Annotated in this window: 9 protein-coding genes; 2 read left to right on the top strand and 7 right to left on the bottom strand. The window is 41.3% G+C overall.

Annotated features, from left to right (window positions below):
- Positions 1-84: 84 nt before the first annotated feature.
- The 7 genes from ACFSKL_RS09590 to ACFSKL_RS09560 all read right to left on the bottom strand — a co-directional run bounded on the left by ACFSKL_RS09590 (position 85) and on the right by ACFSKL_RS09560 (position 14286).
- A complete protein-coding gene (locus tag ACFSKL_RS09590) occupies positions 85-378 on the bottom strand; it encodes a hypothetical protein (protein WP_376885720.1) in 294 nt (97 codons plus the stop codon).
- A 906-nt stretch (positions 379-1284) separates the two neighbouring features.
- Positions 1285-3651 (bottom strand): FtsX-like permease family protein, encoded by a 2367-nt coding sequence (locus ACFSKL_RS09585; protein WP_376885718.1) that lies wholly within the window; start codon positions 3649-3651, stop codon positions 1285-1287.
- A gap of 198 nt (positions 3652-3849) precedes the next feature.
- Positions 3850-6276, bottom strand: coding sequence for an ABC transporter permease (locus ACFSKL_RS09580; protein WP_376885716.1), 2427 nt, complete (start codon positions 6274-6276; stop codon positions 3850-3852).
- 444 nt (positions 6277-6720) lie between these two features.
- On the bottom strand, positions 6721-9138 hold the full coding sequence (locus ACFSKL_RS09575; protein ID WP_376885715.1) for an ABC transporter permease: 2418 nt from the start codon (positions 9136-9138) through the stop codon (positions 6721-6723).
- An 81-nt stretch (positions 9139-9219) separates the two neighbouring features.
- The gene (locus ACFSKL_RS09570) at positions 9220-11586 is read right to left on the bottom strand and encodes an ABC transporter permease (protein WP_376885713.1); all 2367 of its coding nucleotides are present in this window, start codon (positions 11584-11586) and stop codon (positions 9220-9222) included.
- Positions 11587-11887: 301 nt separating this feature from the next.
- Positions 11888-12586 carry an ABC transporter ATP-binding protein gene (locus ACFSKL_RS09565; protein ID WP_376885711.1) on the bottom strand — a complete coding sequence of 233 codons (699 nt, stop codon included), beginning with the start codon at positions 12584-12586 and terminating at the stop codon, positions 11888-11890.
- A gap of 449 nt (positions 12587-13035) precedes the next feature.
- The gene (locus tag ACFSKL_RS09560) at positions 13036-14286 is read right to left on the bottom strand and encodes an efflux RND transporter periplasmic adaptor subunit (RefSeq protein WP_376885709.1); all 1251 of its coding nucleotides are present in this window, start codon (positions 14284-14286) and stop codon (positions 13036-13038) included.
- 645 nt (positions 14287-14931) lie between these two features.
- On the opposite strand from ACFSKL_RS09560, the gene ACFSKL_RS09555 reads away from it, so the two are divergent.
- Entirely contained in the window at positions 14932-16323 is a 1392-nt protein-coding gene (locus ACFSKL_RS09555; protein WP_376885707.1) for a sigma-54-dependent transcriptional regulator, read from the top strand.
- Positions 16313-17648, top strand: a 1336-nt coding sequence (locus ACFSKL_RS09550; RefSeq protein WP_376885705.1) for a sensor histidine kinase, incomplete at its 3' end; no start/stop codon positions are given. The genes ACFSKL_RS09555 and ACFSKL_RS09550, both read left to right, overlap by 11 nt.

Here is a 17648-nt window from a genome sequence, read left to right as displayed (position 1 = left end):
AATATTGGGATATTGCGGATTGAAAAAGTGAAGTAGATTGCCGTTTAAAACCGAATAGTCGGCTCAGTCAATAAAAACACCCATTTACTGCGTTAAATTTTTGATAAAAGCAGGTCCAATACCAAAATTTTCAACAATGATTGAAAATTCTTCCTCATCTTGATATCCATTCCATTGCTGCAAATAAGGCATCACTGATGCAAGTTGCTGCTTTTGTTCCAATTCAAATTGCTTGGTAGCCAAGCTGGTCTGGTAGATCAAGATAAACAAAGAAACCACACTGATAAATATGGCTGAAAAACTCAGTAGTCGGTTGCTGTCTTTCCAGAGTTTTGGTTTTTCAGTATGAGTGTTAAGTACTTCCGATTCATCTTTCATGCCTCAATAATAACTATAACCACAGAACTCATCAAGAATAGCCATTAAATAATTGTCTGCAAATTGTAAATTATACCTCGTTAATACACTTGAATTCATCCTTGCTTTACCCAATTCAAACCTCAAAGAATCAATCAAATTAGTTGTGAATGTTTGTAACGCCTGGTGTCACATCCTGAATTTATTCGACACATTTTTATGTCAGTTTTCTTTTTCTACCGACTTAATTCGACCCCTCAGGGGTCATGGGGGGAAATCGGAATCTTCATTATTTTTCCCAGGTTTCACCTCGGACTAAATACACCCTACCTCCTCTACCAAAAGCTTTCGGCACGGACAGACTTTTCAGGGTTGTATTGTTCTTGGCTCTTGCTTCTTTGATTCTCGCCTCTTTGTCACGTCCTGATTTTACTTGACACTTTTTTCTTTTAATTAGAAAAGTTCAACCCACTTCGGGGTTGTTGTCTACTATATCATCATTATTCCCCGGGTTGCGACCCGGGGTTATTTAAAGTTTAACCCTGCCTGACGTCAGGCAGGCCCATTCGGGGTTGATTCCCTCTCGTTTCTCGTTTCTGGTCACGTCCTGAAAATAGTTGACACTTTTTTTCATTGTTTTTTGAGACTTACTTTTTCTTATAGGACTTCATAATTCGATATTTAAAATTCAATATTCGACATTTTTTAAATTATGAATTTTAAACTCCGAATAATGAATCAAGAATTCGCTAGGTACTTGATTGTAATCCAGCATCTACCATCCTCAGCGCATCTCTGCAACTTTGCGATCTCTGCGAGACCTTCACTTGTGTCTTGAATCTCATTCTTGTCTCTCTGATCTTGAATCTTGTGTCCCCGATATTCACCAGGCTTTACGTCTTGTATCTTATTATTACTTCTTGTTCCTCACTCGCTTTTCAAACTACTCACCGGATTGACTCTTGTGGCTTTCAATGCCTGAATACTGACTGTAATGAATGCAATGAACATAATCCCTATTGCCGCAACCGGGATAAACCACCATTCGAAATCTATTTTATAAGCATAGCTTTCCAACCAATCCTGCATCAACCAATAGGCCAATCCTGATCCCAGTATTATCGATACAAACACGATCAATATAAATTCCCTGTTGATGACATTCAAAATGGACATGGTAGATGCACCCAATACCTTTCTGATTCCTATTTCTTTTGTTTTTTGTTCAGCTACATGTGCTGACAGGCCAAACAGACCAAGGCAGGAAATCAAAATGGCAAGGATACTGAAATATTTTGCCAACTCTTTGGTACGGACATCTTCTTGGTACATACTGGCATAATTTTCATCCATAAAACTGAAATCAAAAGCAAAATCAGGCTCAAAGTTCTCTGAGAGCGATTTGATTTCGGAAATGACTGTTTTGATATTTTCTGTTTCCACTTTGAAATAAGCGGTAAAGCTATTCTGGGGATCAAGCCTTAAGATCACAGGCTCCATTCCTTGGTGAAGGCTTTGAAAATGAAAGTCCTCCACGACCCCCAGGATTTGTATATCTGTATCCCATTTGAAACTTACTGGGTCTGGATCATTTTGGGAAATCAATTCGTAGGCCCGCCTATTGATGATCGCTTTGTTGATCGTATCCGAAACCCTATCTTGAGAAAAATCTTCCCCTTTGACCAATTGCATCCCCATGGTCTCAATGAATCCATAATCAACACTCATGATTTCGAACAGTGCACTGAAGTCCGGATCCTTCCCTTCCCAAGAAATACTTCCTGTATTCGAGTTTCTTCCCATCAAAGAATGATTGGATCTGGTGACCCCAAGGACACCCGGTATAGATTCCACTTCTCTCTTGTACACCTCAAAATTATCGTAGAGATTCCCTTCCAAAAACACCGAAATCAACTGATCTTTTTCATAACCCAAACTTTTGTTCAAAGTAAAGTTGATTTGCTTATAGATAACCAGCGTGGCTACAATCAGTAAAGTCGCCAAGACAAACTGAAAAAGAACAAGCCCTTTCCTCGCTATAACAACCCCCTTTCCTGATTTGGTGAAATTCCTGAAAACCATTACAACCCGGGTAGCGGAAAGGTAAAATGCAGGATAGCTGCCTGCAATCAATCCAGTGAAAAACAGGATCGAAATGAACTGAACCCAAGAAACCCAATCAGCATACGGAACACTCAATGTCTTGCCCGTAAGGTTATTGAAAATAGGAAGGCTTAATTCCACAAACAGTAAAGCAACTATTCCGGCAATAAATGTGACAAGCATGGACTCCGTCAAGAACTGAAGCACCAACTCATTTTTTTCAGCTCCAACCACCTTTCTTACACCTACTTCTTTTGCCCTTTTCTGGGATTTGGCAGTTGAAAGGTTCATGAAATTGATACATGCTATCAGTAGCACGAAAAGCCCAATCAAAGCAAACATCTTTACATATTCAATTCTACCCCCTTGCTGTATACCATCCTTGAACTTTCCATGGAGATAGAGGTCTTTTTGGGGATAAGCAAACAATCTCACATTACTCCCCTCATTTTTTTTGACAATGAAGTTTTCTATACTTGCAGAAAAAGCTTGCCAATCCGCATTTTTGTTCAACTTTACAATGGTACTGGGACCATTGTTGCCCCAATGGCCAAGCCATTGATTGTATGGCTTATCAAGCATGACTTGAAAAGGAATGATAAAATCAAAAGATGCACTGTTCTCATGTGTATCCGGATCAATTACACCTATTACTTTGTATGACGATTCATTGCCCGTTTCTTTTACCACTACAGATTCCCCCAATACATTGGTTTGCCCAAAAAGCCTGATGGCTGATTCCCTTGTCAATACGACATGATTATTCTCCGTCAAAACCCGATCCCTATCTCCATACAGAAAGTCATACTGCATGATATGTAGATAATCTGGCTCGGCATAAAAGCCATTGAGGCTGAGCCGTGTTTCTCCGGCTACAAAAAGTAAATCTTCATTCCAAGAATAACAGGCAGACCGCTCAACTTCCGGAAACTCTTGTTTGAGAGCTGGAGCCAACAAACCCGGTGTAGAAGTTGTGGTGAAAATCTCAGAACCATAGCGCTGATGTTCCATGATCCTATAGACTTGGTCTATCTCCGGAAAGGATGCATTCATTTCCAATTCGCTTTTGACCCAAAGCGCGATGGTGATGGTCGCCCAAAGTCCCAAAGCCAACCCAAATAAATTGATAAAGAAAGTCAATTTGTGCTTTGCAAGCCCACGAAGTGCTATTTTCAAGTAGTTGCTGTACATATTTTTTGTTGTTGTTGAAGTTCTTTGTCTCGTCTTGAATTTACTTGATACTTTTTTTCTTTAAATTGAAGAAATTCAACCCTGTCTGACGCCAGGAAGGCACTTCGTGGTTGATTGTAGCTTACTACTCTGTCTCTCGCTTCTCAATGCTTTTTGCTCTTGCTTCTTGAATCTTACGTCTTGCATCTTTGACCTTCCCTAATCTACCTTAAATGCATCCACAGGATTGATCATAGCCGCCCAAATAGATTGGGAACTCACGGTCAGTGCTGCAATCACAGTAGCTGCCAAACCTGCTACAAGAAATATCCCCCAAGATACCGAAACGCTGTAGGCAAAATTATCCAACCAGCCACTCATGCCATACCAAGCTAGTGGAATAGCAAGCACAAAGCCTATCAGCACCAATTTCAGTAAGTCCTTGCCCAAAAGGGAAACTATACTCCAGATACTGGCTCCCATAACTTTCCTGATACCGATTTCTTTGGTGCGCTGTTCTGTGGCAAATGCTGACAAGCCATACAGACCTAGAACTGAGATAATAATGGCCAAACTTGCAAAGAATCCGAAAATGGCACCCACTTTTTCCTCTGCTACATATTGCTCTTCAAATCTGTCAGCCACCAAATAGTAATAAAACGGGGAGTCCGGTCTCATCGCCTGCCATTCGTCCTTGAGATAGGCTAAAGTCTCATCCTTATGTTCAGCTTTCAATTTGACGGCTACACTGTTAAATCTATCCGTAGGAATCATAAATACCATTGGGCTGATTGGCTGATGTAATGATTCAAAATGAAAATCCTTTACCACCCCCGTCACATACCCCCTTCTACCGCCATAATGAAACTGTCTGCCAACTGCCTCTTCCGCACTTGCCCATCCTATGGTCCTTACGGCCGATTCGTTGATGATAAAAGCTTCGGTAGAATCACTTGCCTGCAATACATCGAAATTCCTGCCTGCCGTCAGCTCCATGCCAAAAGTCTCCATAAAGGAATGACTGACGTGGATATCTGCAATCCTAATATCTATCGGCAATAACTCTCCCCCAACTTCAGCTTGGGTTCCTTGGGAATCCAGCAACCTCCCGGAAGGGATCCTGCTTCCCAAGGCCACATTTTCTATCCCCCGATGTTGGATGAGCCTGTCACGCATCATCTCATAGTTAGTGGTAAGTTCATCGCTTGCATTCAACACCACGATTTCATCCTTGTCAAATCCAAGGTCTTTGCTTTTCATGAAATCAAGCTGATTGAGCACTACCAAAACCGACACCATCAAAACAATGGAAATGGCAAACTGTGCCACAACCAATACCGATCTCAGTTTTTCGTGGATAGAACCTATTTTATAAGTCCCCTTCAATACTTTGACAGGTTGGAAACCCGATAAAAACAGGGATGGATAACTTCCTGCCAACAGTCCTACTACAAATACCAAGGCAATCATGCCGAGAAGATACTCTGGATGCCCCAATAAGTTTAACGATAGTGCTTTGCCAGTGAAATTGCTGAAAGCCGGCATGGAAACCCAAGATATCATCAATGCAATCACCAAGGCCAAAAATGTCATAAAAATGGTCTCTCCCATAAATTGCCTGACCAAAAGCTCCCTATCTGCTCCCAAGACTTTCCTGAGTCCTACTTCCATAGCCCTCTTGGCAGAACGGGCGGTAGCCAAATTCATAAAATTGATACAGGCTATCAGCAAAATAAATATGGCTATGGCACTGTAGATATACACATATTCAATATTGCTGTTGGGTTCAAATTCGGAATCCAGGTTAGAATGCAAATGGATATCTTTTAAAGACCACAGAAATAACTGAGTCCCTTTGGAGGCTGCAATTCCTTGGGAATTGGCAGGTATATGCCGGTCTATAAAGGAAGGTAATTGAGCTTCAAACCCTTTGGCATCCACTCCATCCTCAAGTAGCAGATAAGTCCCGAAACTATTGTTTCCGAAGTTTTTCATCATCTCTTCATAGCCACCATAAAAATTGGCGACTGGCTCCATCGATGCTATAAAATCAGCTTTGAAATGTGAATTGTCGGGAAAGTCCTCCATAACCCCTCTCACCTGCATGTTGATTTTTTGGGAACCAATAATCAATTCCAGGGATTTCCCTACTGCCTCCTGATCTCCAAAATATTTATTGGCCATAGATTCGCTTATCACCATCCCGTCCGGAAAAGTAAGCGCCTTTTCAGCATCTCCATCTTTCAATTTCCATGAGAACACTTTGAAAACTTCTGGATCAGAGAAGAAAAACTTTTCTTCATCGAAGGATTTGCTATCATCTTTGACGACAAGGGGAATATTCATCAGGCGAACAGCCTCTTTGACCTTGTCATCAAAATCAGATTTCAGCAAGGGGGCAAATGGAGGTGCTGCATGCCCAAGGTGCAGGCTGATTTCCCCATCCTGATTATACCAAGCTCTGGAAACACGATAAATATTATCTGCATTTTCATGGTATTTGTCATAGCTGAGCTCATGTTGGACAAAAAGGAATATCAGAATACTCGCCGCCATCCCTACCGACAAACCCAAAATATTGATGAGTATATAGGCAGGATTTTTTTTGAGGTTTCTGATGAATATTTTTAGATAATTATAAAACATGGTTGTATTTTTTTATCGTTTTCGTTTTTTCAATTCCCAATCGCCCTGATACCCATTTTTAGCAATTAGCCTCTATTCATGTATGTTCAGGTCATATCGCATTTACTTCGCAATAGGGAGGTTTTCCTCACGCCAAGTGTCAGGTTCTGAAATTACTTGGCACTTTTTTCATCGTTTTCATTTTGTTTTCAATCCTCTTAAATGCCTCTTAGTCCAAGTAAAGAGCTCTGCCCTGCCGTCGAAGTCATCTGGTGGTCATTTCGAACCTGTCTCACTTTAGGGAGGCAAAGAGAGAAATCTCGAACTGAAATTTATATATACTTTCAATTTTCCCACTTCTTCGACCATAATCGGGACGAGACCTCTCCTGCCGTCGAGGTGACGTAGTCGTAGAAAGACATGTCATATATCTTGTGTCTTGAATCTTGCTTCTCGTATCTTGTTTTACTCACTTCTCAAACTCTTCACCGGATTCAGCATCGCGGCTCGGATGGCTTGTGAACCGATGGTCGCTATGGCTACAACTATTGCCATTATCCCTGCCATTGGGTAAATCCACCAGCTAATCCCCACTTTATAAGCAAACCCTTCCAACCACCTGTTCATTACAAACCATGTAACAGGTGTTGCTATCACGATCGCCAGCAATACCAGCTTAATAAAATCCATGGACAGCAAGGTGACAATACTTGACACTTCAGCTCCAAGCACTTTCCTGATTCCAATTTCCTTTGTTCTGATTTCTGCTGTATAAGTCGCCAATCCAAACAATCCCAAACTTGCAATAAGGATAGCCAGAACAGAAAACGCTGAAAATATCTTCCTGAATTTGAAATCAGAAAGGTATTGTTTGTCAAAATCCTCATCCAAAAAACTATACAGGAAGGGTCTATGGGGTGCAATTCGCTCCCAAACTTTTTCTACTTCTGCCACAGTCTGCTGGATATTGTCTGATTTTATTTTCAAAGAGAGATACCTGCTCGCATATGCTTCGAATGGCAAAGTCAATGGCTCAATGTTGCGGTGAAGGGATATGAAATTAAAATCCTTTACCACTCCTATGACTTCGCCAGACCTTCCCCATTGGTCAAACTTTTTCCCAATAATATCTTCAGGATTGGCATAACCGTATTGCTTTGCAGCTGCCTCATTGATCACCAATGCCGATGTGGAGTCTGACGGAAACTCCCTTGAGTAACTTCTTCCAGCGACCAGTTCCATATTATAATGATTGATAAAATCAATCCCTACTTGAAAAATAGCCTGCCCCATCGTGGTCATTCCCCCTTCCTGATTCTCTATTTCTGTCCCGGCATTTGGAAAATAACTTCCAGGAACACTTCTCGAGAATGCAGCGGAAAGAATGGATGGGTTTGCCTCCAATTCAGCTTTTAAAACACTCGATCTTGAATTTACCCTTTCATCATAATTATATTCCAAAACCAACATTTGCTCTTTATCAAAACCTAGGTTTTTATCGAGTAAATGATTCATTTGTGTAAAGACAATTATGGTCCCTGCTATCAAAATGATGGATAGGCTAAATTGAAAAACAACCAGCCCTTTTCTAAGATTAACACCGCTGTTGCTGGCAACGGAAATCCCTTTCAATATTTGAACAGGTCTAAAACCTGACAAAATAAAAGCAGGATAGGAACCAGCCAAAATCCCTAAAACAAATAAGGTTATGATTAATGAAAGCACTGTTTTCCAGCTTATAAACCTTGATAATTCCAATTCTTTGCCAGTGATGCTATTCATCAAAGGCATCGCCACTGTTACAAAAAAGATGGAAACCAACATCGCCAGGAATACAATTATGATGGATTCTCCCAAAAATTGAAATACAAGATGCTTTCTGTCTGCACCGACAGATTTTCTGATTCCCACTTCTTTAGCTCGCTCCATGGATCTTGCGGTGGAAAGATTCATAAAATTGATCATGGCTATGATCAAAATGAAAATCCCGATCACTGAAAAAACATAGATGTTTGTCAAGCTCCCTGTTTGACCAGGTTGCCGATCAGCGTCAGATCTCAAATAAAAATCAGACATCTTTTCGACCTTTATAGTATAAAGGGGATTTTCTTGCCTTGAAGCCAAAAAACCAGGGATTTTCTGTTCAAATGAATCAAGGTCAAAGTTTTCATTGACAAGGAAATAAGTATAGAAATCTGCATATCCCCAATAATCAAATACAGCAGGCCTTGACACCCTAAAAGTGCTCAAAGAAAGCAGCATGTTGAAACTAAAATGGGAGTTAGATGGAACATCCTCGATTACAGCCGTAACAGTAAAGTCTCCTGCATTTGATCTTCCTGGAGATTCACTTCCTTTGAGAGTCTTGCCAATAGGATCTTGATTTCCAAAATACCTTTTGGCTGTGCTTTCAGTCATCACCATGCTGTATGGCGCAGTCAAAGCATTCTTAGGATCACCTTTGATTACTTTCCAGCTAAAAACATCAAAAGCTGTCGAATCCATAAAAAACACACCTTCTTCTTGAAAGGAATTTTCTCCATCAGTCAACAAAATATCAGACCTTCCGGAAAACTGGACAATTTTATCGATTTCAGGAAAATAACTTTTGATAGCAGGTCCTACAGGAGCATTGTTCCAGACCCAATAAGGATTCGCTCCTGCATTTTCTGCTTGGCCCTCAGCTGAAAGCTCTCCGTGTGTCAATCTGTAAATTCTGTCGCTTTTTTCATGATAGGTATCAAAAGACAACTCATCCTGCACAAACATAAAGATCAAAAAACAACAAGTAATCCCAAGTCCTAGCCCAATTACATTGATTAAAGAGTATGCCTTTTTTTTCAAAAGGTTTCTCCAGGCGATTTTTATGTAGTTTTTTAGCATGCTAGAATTGTTAAAATAGTTGTCAGCTTAAGTAATTATAATTTTTGAATGTTTCGATCAATTTAGTTTGTTAGGTTATCCCTACTCAGATTTTAAGATCTGTGATGGGTTCACCTTATATACTTTCCATATTTGGGAACTGACTGTCAGACCTATCACGATCAATAAGACCATCAATCCGGTTGCAAGTGGTATCAAACCTACTCCTGAATGGAAAGCAAATAAGTAATCTAAGAAATTTACAACAGCCAAATATGCCAAAATACCACCCAAGACAGACGCCACTAACCAACTGATCAGGTAACGCTTGAATAGCTTTATGGACAGGTCCCCTATCCCCGCACCAAATATTTTCCGCACACAAAAATCTTTGATTCTTGCATTCATATTCAGTGAAACCAAGCCAAACAAACCCATAGCAGAGAGAAGCATAGAAAGGATACCTCCAAATAGGATGATATTTTGCACTCCTCTTACATCTTCAATTGAATTTTCAAAAACATCAGCTTGAAGTTTTCCTTCAAATAACCCATTTGGAAAGATTTCACGCCAGTTTTTTTTGACCAAATCCATGGAAGATGCTGCCGTACCCGAACTCATTCTTAATGTCAGGTAATTGTAGGTACTATCCCCACCAGAACGGATGACCATGGGTTGTATAGGGTATTGGAAAAAAGTATTATGGAAATCTTCTACAACTCCTACTACCTGATACCTGACCGAATCAATGGTAAATGAATCTTCTGTTGGAAAAACCAGGCCCAATTCCTGCATAAACTTTTCATTGACCAGAATCGATTCCTCTTGATCAGAGATCAGATTAGGATCTGGAAACCGGCCGTTCTTTAACTTCAGATCCAATAACTTGGGGTAATTTCCTTCGGCATTCAGGTATTCTATAGCGTATTGCTGTTCTTTGTAGACCACTTCTTTTTCCTCCTGCCATTGACCAACATAATTTTCACTGCCACTAATCTCCTCAACTGCGGCCATTGCCATAAGCTTGTCCTTTAAATTGAAGTATTCTTTGGTATCAGGCACATTGACTATGATTTTATCCCCATTATCATAGCCCCAATCCCGGTTTTCATTGATATAGTTTGTTTGCAAAAAAGCAACTGCCGCAACTAAACTGATAATTGCCAAGGTAAATTGAAATGTCAGCAACACGCTGGTCAAAAAGCTTTTGCTTCCAATCTGTTGGTTGCCTTTAAAAATGCTGACAGGCTTAAAGGAGGAAACAAAAACTGCGGGATACAAGCCGGAGGCCAGTGTGATAAACCCAATCAATCCGACCAGAAACACCCAGATGTAAGGATCATTCAATAAGTCAAGTTTGAGGCTTTTGGAAGCAATCTGATTAAAGCCCGGCAGTAGAAAAACCGTAGCCAAGAAACATCCCAAAGCAATTGAAAAAAAGCAAACCATCAAATTCTCACTAAGGAATTGGGAAACCAATTGTCCCTTTCGACTTCCTATAACTTTTCGAATCCCTATTTCCTTGAGCCTACTGGTAGCCATCAAGATGGATATATTGATATAATTGAACACTGCCAAAATCAGAACAAACAAAGCGATTGCACCTAAGAGGATTTGCGGACCGATCGCCAAAAAGTTAATCACACCATTCTTGATCTCTCCTGACTTTTTCACCAAGTCAGTATATGCTTCCAAGTCTAGACTGAGGTATGGGCTTTCAGGATTGATTTCGTTTTGTCTCCTTTTTATTTCTTCCAAACCTGATTGGAGTTGATTCGGACTGATGTCTTTTTCCAGCTGAAGAAAAATCCACAATTCGGAATTCCAGGATTCTTTCAATGAAAGGGCATTAACCGTGGATTGGATGTTTTCGATATTGACCAAAAGGTCAAAATTGAACATTTCCATATCGTTCAATTTCTTCATCACCCCCCCTACTTTATGGAATGTCTCCTTACCGTTTAGGACCAATGTTATCTCTTGCCCTATTGGATTGGCATTTCCAAACAGCTTTTCTGAAAGTTCGTATGTCAGGATTACCTGATCGGGATTGGACAATGCCAGCGGATAGCCATACTTCATTTTAAAGCTGAACATTTCCACAAACCCCGGATCAACATACATGGCACGCTGATTAAAGCTTTCCAAATCATGAATCAATATTGGAAATCCCGACCTGACCTGGGTTTGTGCTTTAATCTGGGAAAATTCGTCCGAAAGGAGTTCTGAGATAGGTTCTGCCACCGTTCCGAATTTCACTTTTCCTTCCTCTTTTTCAACGGTATACGTCAATTGGTAGATTTCATTTTTGTTCGGCTGCAACATTCCCTTAAACCATACCTGTTCTATGAATAGATAAGCCACCAAACAGCACCCTACTGCACACGCCAATCCGAAAACAGAAATAAATGTCGTCCATTTTTGCTTAACCAAATTCCTCCAGGCAATAAGTATATAGTTTTTCAGCATAATCGTTTTTGTTTGTTGCCAGACGCACATTGTCAAGTGTCACACCCTGATTTTACTTGGCTCTTTTATAATCTCAATCGTCATTTGAACTCGACCCTATATATAACCGAACTTCTCTTCCGTCAGGAAGAAGCATACTTGTCCACCTCAGGTGGAGATCTATTTATATCGCGAAGCTTATATCACTATCTAATCCTATTAGTCTCACGAATTTGTCTCCCCGATATTCATCGGGGAAGGCTTTGCTTCTAGTCGACATCTTGTGTCTTGCATCTTGACTCTTTTCTCTCGCTTCTCGCTTCTAAATATGAAACTGCTCCCTGATATTCTCTGTCACTACCTTTCCATCAAATAAGTTGATGACTCTGTGGGCATAGTTGGCATCATGCGGAGAGTGTGTTACCATTACAATGGTGGTACCTTCGTTATTCAACTCTTCCAAAAGCCTCATCACTTCCTCACCATTAGCCGAATCGAGATTTCCGGTAGGTTCATCGGCCAATATCACTTCCGGCCTTGCCACTATAGCCCTTGCGATTGCGACCCGTTGCTGCTGTCCTCCAGATAGTTGTTGTGGAAAGTGATCCTTACGGTGCATGATGTTCATTCTCGTGAGTACTTCCTCCACCCTTCTTTTTCTTTCATCCGGTGGAGTTTTCAAATACAATAGTGGCAGCTCAACATTTTCGTAGCAGGTCAATTCATCGATCAGGTTGAAGCTCTGAAACACAAACCCGATATTCCCTTTTCTCATCTGGGACCGCTTTCTTTCAGAGAAACCCGCTACTTCTTTTTCCAAAAAATAATACTCTCCAGAATCCGGGTTATCCAACAGACCGATGATATTGAGCAATGTAGACTTGCCACATCCGGATGGTCCCATGATGGCTACAAACTCACCTTTTTTGATCTTGATGTTGATGTCATCCAAGGCGGTGGTCTCTATTTCCTCAGTAGCGTATAATTTCTTTAAACTGACAGTTTTGATGATGTTTTCCATGATCGATTATGTTGAAAATCCCTTTATATTTTTTGCTTTGTTTTACTACTTTCCCTAAAATTCGTGACCTATTTACCCAAAACCGGTCATCCCATAGCTAAGTCTAACCCTCTCTGCATCAGGATGACTCTTCGGAGTTTAGATCTTGAGTCTTGTCTCTTGCTTCTTGTATCTTATATCTATCATTATTGTCTCTGTCTCGCCCTAATTTTACTTGACACTTTTATATATATACTACCTCACTTTATAGGCAATCAACCGCAAGAAGCCTGTCCCGCAGAATTGCGGGAAGAAATCTCGAACTGAAATTTATGTATACTTTTCATTTTCCCACTTCTTTGACCATTATCGGGACGAGACCTCTCCTGCCGTCGAGGTGACGTAGTCGTAGAAAGCACACCTTTTTCTTGTTTCTCGCCTCTTGATTCTTGCTTCTTGCATCTCACTTCTTACTTCAAATTCAGCACTTCATTTTTACCAAAATTTTCATAACTGCTGATGATCACCTTCTCTCCAACCTCAAGCCCTTCTATGACTTCGTAGTATTCCGGGTTTTTCCTTCCCAGGCGAACGCTTCTTTTCTCTGCTTTTCCGGTGTGTTGGTCTACCACAAACACCCAGTTGCCACCAGTGTCTTTATAGAAACTGCCATTCGGTATCAATACCGCTTCCTGGCTTTCGCCCAACTCCAACCTGATCCTTACACTCTGTCCACGACGAATACCAGAAGGCACCTGATCCGTGAAAATCATATCCACTTCAAACCTACCGGCTGTCACATTCGGATAAACTTTCGCTATCTCTACTGTATAGGTGTCATTCGAAAAAGTGAATGTACCCTTCAAACCGGTAAAAATCCTTGGGAGGTACAATTCATCCACCTGTACCCGCACCTTAAACTTGTCCATAATATCAATCTGTCCAAACCTTTGGCCGGGATTGATGGCTTGACCGACCTCAATCTGTTCGGTGGACAACTGCCCTGATATAGGTGCCCTCACAGCCAAGTTGTCCAATATATGGCCAACGCCGTTGAGAGATTGGTTCATGCGGGATTCCGAATCCTGAAGTTGCCGCTTTTGGTTGACTCTGGAAATCGAATCATTTTTGTAAGCTTCATAAGTCAGCTTCTTCCTTTTGACATTGTACTCGTACTGCTCCCGGACTTCTTCAAATTCCCTGTCCGAAACCAATTTCTTTTCATGCAATTCCTTGAATCTCTCATATTGCGGCTTCAACAAACTCATCTGGTAGTCTATCTCGGCAAGTTGCCCCTGCTGGCTCAGGTCATTTTGATCCAGCTGCAACCTGACCTGCCGTAGGTTGTTGATCTGAAAATAAAGCCCAGACTCCCTTTCCATCACTTCAAGCTGTAGTTTTGAATTGGACAACAATAAAATGGTATCCCCTGCTTCGACAAAAGAACCTGACTCCCTGATCACCTGCAGAATATTCCCCCCTTCGAGTGCATCCAAAAAGAAAACCTCTCCCGGCTCGATCAGGCCACTTACCGGAATATAATCTGTAAACTCCCCCTGCTTGACAGTGGCAAGCGTGATCCTATCCATACTTACATTCATTGATGACCGATTGTCAGCAAATACAAGTTGGTACAAAACTATCCCTAAGATCAATATTCCTGCTGCCAAGGAAATGACAAACTTCAAAGTCCAAGTTTTTTTCTCGATTTTTCTATCCATTTCAATACTGTGAAAACGTATGTGCCAGAATATTTACCAATAATATGCCATTACAAAATGGCACGGGAAAGCGATCCCTAGCCGTTTCTCGAATTTATCCATCGCCAAATCCGAACGAAATCGTCCGTGAGCGAACGAAATCCATGCTGATTATATATTATGATTTTGTACATTGGTCTTGTCAAAAATATTAAAAACAATCCATTTGACATCTTGAAGTGCCTTTTGAAAAGATTTCCCCACATCCCCCGGAAATGGTATATGTTTTGGCTTATATAATCAAGAATGATCTAGACCCAAATCCCAACTTATCGGGTTGGTTGATGGACAGTAGGAGTGACTTTCGAAATCAAAAGTATGATGATCTACCGATATGGATGCATGCAAATTACCAAGATAAGACGTGGAAGACTAACTTCATCCCATGCCGAAAAAAAACTGATATACACATTATATAAGATAAAAACATAAAATTAAGCTTGCCTCCTGTGGCAGGCTTGCCTGCTACTGGCAGGAATGATTGGAAGATCCCTCAGGGAGTTGGTCCCCACCCTGAGGGTTATGGAGGCTATTGGGAACCATGCAAAGATCCATAGCTTGCCCCGACTAACTCGGGGTGATCATTAAAAAACAAATCATAAATACATGAAAGAACAGAAATCGTCTGGTAAAATTCTGATTATAGATGACAACGAGGACCTCTTAAAGGCTGCCAAAATTTACTTAAAAAGGCATTTTGCCCAGGTTGACATCGAGACCAATCCCGGGTTGATCCCAATCCTGATGGTCAACGAACAGTATGATGTCATCATGCTGGACATGAATTTCACCAAAGATGTGAGCAGTGGGCAGGAAGGGTTTTATTGGCTAGACAGGATTCTGGAGATAGACTCATCAGCGGTGGTAGTTTTGATCACTGCATACGGGGATGTCAATACCGCTGTCAAAGCCATCAAGGAAGGTGCTACAGATTTTGTCCTCAAACCTTGGGAAAATGAAAAACTTTTGGCCACACTCCACTCTGCTCTAAAACTTAGGGAGTCAAAACTTCAAATCTCACAGCTAAAATCCCAGCAACAACAATTTTTCCAAGACTTAGACAGCAAGTTCAAGGATATCATCGGGCAGAGCCCAAGTATGATCAAAGTTTTTGATACCATCGAAAGGGTCGCAGGAACTGATGCGAACGTGTTGATATTGGGGGAAAATGGGACTGGAAAAGAACTCATAGCCAGAGCCATCCACAGAAATTCCAAAAGGCACCGAGCTCCTTTCGTGGGTGTGGACTTGGGAGCCATCACCAGCACCCTTTTTGAAAGTGAGCTTTTTGGCCATAAAAAAGGGGCATTTACCGATGCCAAAGATGACAGAACAGGGAGATTTGAACAGGCTAACTCAGGTACCCTCTTCTTTGATGAAATTGGCAATTTGCCGATGGCTTTGCAGTCCAAACTTCTCGCAGCCTTACAGAACAGGGAAATCACCCGGGTGGGGGCCAACAAACCAATTCCTGTGGACATCAGGCTGATCTCTGCCACCAATATGTCCATCCACCAGATGATTCATGAAAGCACTTTCAGGCAAGACCTGCTCTATAGGATCAATACCATAGAGATTACCCTTCCCCCATTGAGGGACAGGCAGGAAGACATTCCAATACTTGCCAACCATTTTGTGGATATCTATTCAAAAAAATACCAAAAGGAAATCAGAAAACTGGGGGAAGGCCTGATCAAAAGAATGCAAAAGTACCATTGGCCTGGCAATATCCGAGAACTGCAGCATAGCATAGAGCGAGCTGTCATCATGACATCGCACAGTGTATTGCAGCAGGAAGATTTATTTGTCCAAAAACAAAGCGCACCCGAAAAACAAGAGGACCTTGTGTCTTTGGAACATCTGAATATCGAGGATGTAGAGAAAATATTGATCCGAAAAGCACTTCAAAAGCACAATGGCCATATCACTAGAGCTGCAGAAGAGCTTGGATTGACCCGATCATCACTGTATAGAAGACTGGAAAGATATGGGCTTTAGATCATTCACCCAGGGAATTATCATTAGGGTAATTTTGATAGTCCTGACAGTTCTTTTTGCCAGTTGGGTTTTCATCCAATATGAGTCTTGGGTCCATGGCATGTTCTTTTTGCTCGTCGTCATAATCCTCACGACGAACCTGATCTCCTATTCCAACAAAACCAACCGGAAAATCAGTAGGTTCCTGGAGTCGATCAGGTATTCCGATTTTTCTTCTTCCTTTACGAAAGACGATAGTTTGGGAAAATCCTTTAGGGAAATGAACCTCTCTTTCAATGAAGTCATTGCTGCTTTCCGAAAAACTAGGGCAGAAAAGGAGGAACAGATGCTTTTTCTCCGTGTAATCATCCAACAAATCAACACCGGGATCATTTCATTTGACAGCGATGGCAGGATCGGAGTGATCAATGGGGCGGCCAAGAAGCTTTTGCAGATCCCCCAATTTAAAAACATCAGTGATTTGGGTAAAATATCCATGGAACTATTGCATGCAGTCATCAACTTGAAGCCTGGGGACACCTTTTCGTTCAAAGTCAATTCTGATCTCCATCTCAACCTTCAGACGGCTGTTTTTATCATGGAAGAAAAGAAATGGACCTTGCTTTCTTTCCAAAATATCAACGCTGAACTGCAGAAAAAAGAACTGGAAGCATGGCAGAACCTTACGTCGGTTTTGAGACATGAGATCATGAACTCAATGACTCCCATTGCAAGTTTGGCTGGATCCTTGGGAACCATATTGAAAGAAGACACGGTAATAATCGCCAACGGGGGATACGCTATCGAGCAGGAAAGCTACACTGATTTGACTGAAGGGTTGGATACTATTTCTAACCGAAGCAGAGGGCTGGTTGATTTTGTGAATGCCTATAGGGACTATACCAGCATCCCTAGTCCTATTCTCAAAAACATCACCGTCAAGTCACTTTTCGAAAAAGTCAGGACACTATTCAAAGAGGAATTGGCAAACGACAACCTCAATCTGGTATGTGAAATAAATCCTGAAGATTTGGAGGTTGTGGCAGACCAGGATCTAATCCAGATGATATTGATAAACTTGGTCAAGAATGCCAAGGAATCCATGTCCAAATCAGCGGGAAATGAAATTATCCTAAAAGCAGGATTAGACCCTAATTACAAGCCATTCATACAGGTGACTGATTTTGGGGAAGGGATCGTCCCAGAAGCTTTGGACAGGATATTTGTCCCATTTTATACAACAAAAAAAGCCGGGTCAGGCATTGGGCTAGCCATCTCCCGGCAGATTATGAACCTCCACAAAGGCAACATTGAAGTTTCCTCTATTTTGGGAGAGAAAACCACCT

The sequence above is a fragment of the Belliella marina genome (assembly GCF_042682445.1).
GTDB classification, from domain to species: Bacteria; Bacteroidota; Bacteroidia; order Cytophagales; family Cyclobacteriaceae; genus Belliella; species Belliella marina.
Note: the sequence above shows the minus strand (reverse complement) of the source record. Positions and strands in the feature narration are given on the sequence as shown.

Bases quoted from the DNA above. Each gene is read 5' to 3' on its own strand.
- ACFSKL_RS09590 (WP_376885720.1), bottom strand. From the start codon at position 378: ATGAAAGATGAATCGGAAGTACTTAACACTCATACTGAAAAACCAAAA.
- ACFSKL_RS09585 (WP_376885718.1), bottom strand. From the start codon at position 3,651: ATGTACAGCAACTACTTGAAAATAGCACTTCGTGGGCTTGCAAAGCAC.
- ACFSKL_RS09580 (WP_376885716.1), bottom strand. From the start codon at position 6,276: ATGTTTTATAATTATCTAAAAATATTCATCAGAAACCTCAAAAAAAAT.
- ACFSKL_RS09575 (WP_376885715.1), bottom strand. From the start codon at position 9,138: ATGCTAAAAAACTACATAAAAATCGCCTGGAGAAACCTTTTGAAAAAA.
- ACFSKL_RS09570 (WP_376885713.1), bottom strand. From the start codon at position 11,586: ATGCTGAAAAACTATATACTTATTGCCTGGAGGAATTTGGTTAAGCAA.
- ACFSKL_RS09565 (WP_376885711.1), bottom strand. From the start codon at position 12,586: ATGGAAAACATCATCAAAACTGTCAGTTTAAAGAAATTATACGCTACT.
- ACFSKL_RS09560 (WP_376885709.1), bottom strand. From the start codon at position 14,286: ATGGATAGAAAAATCGAGAAAAAAACTTGGACTTTGAAGTTTGTCATT.
- ACFSKL_RS09555 (WP_376885707.1), top strand. From the start codon at position 14,932: ATGAAAGAACAGAAATCGTCTGGTAAAATTCTGATTATAGATGACAAC.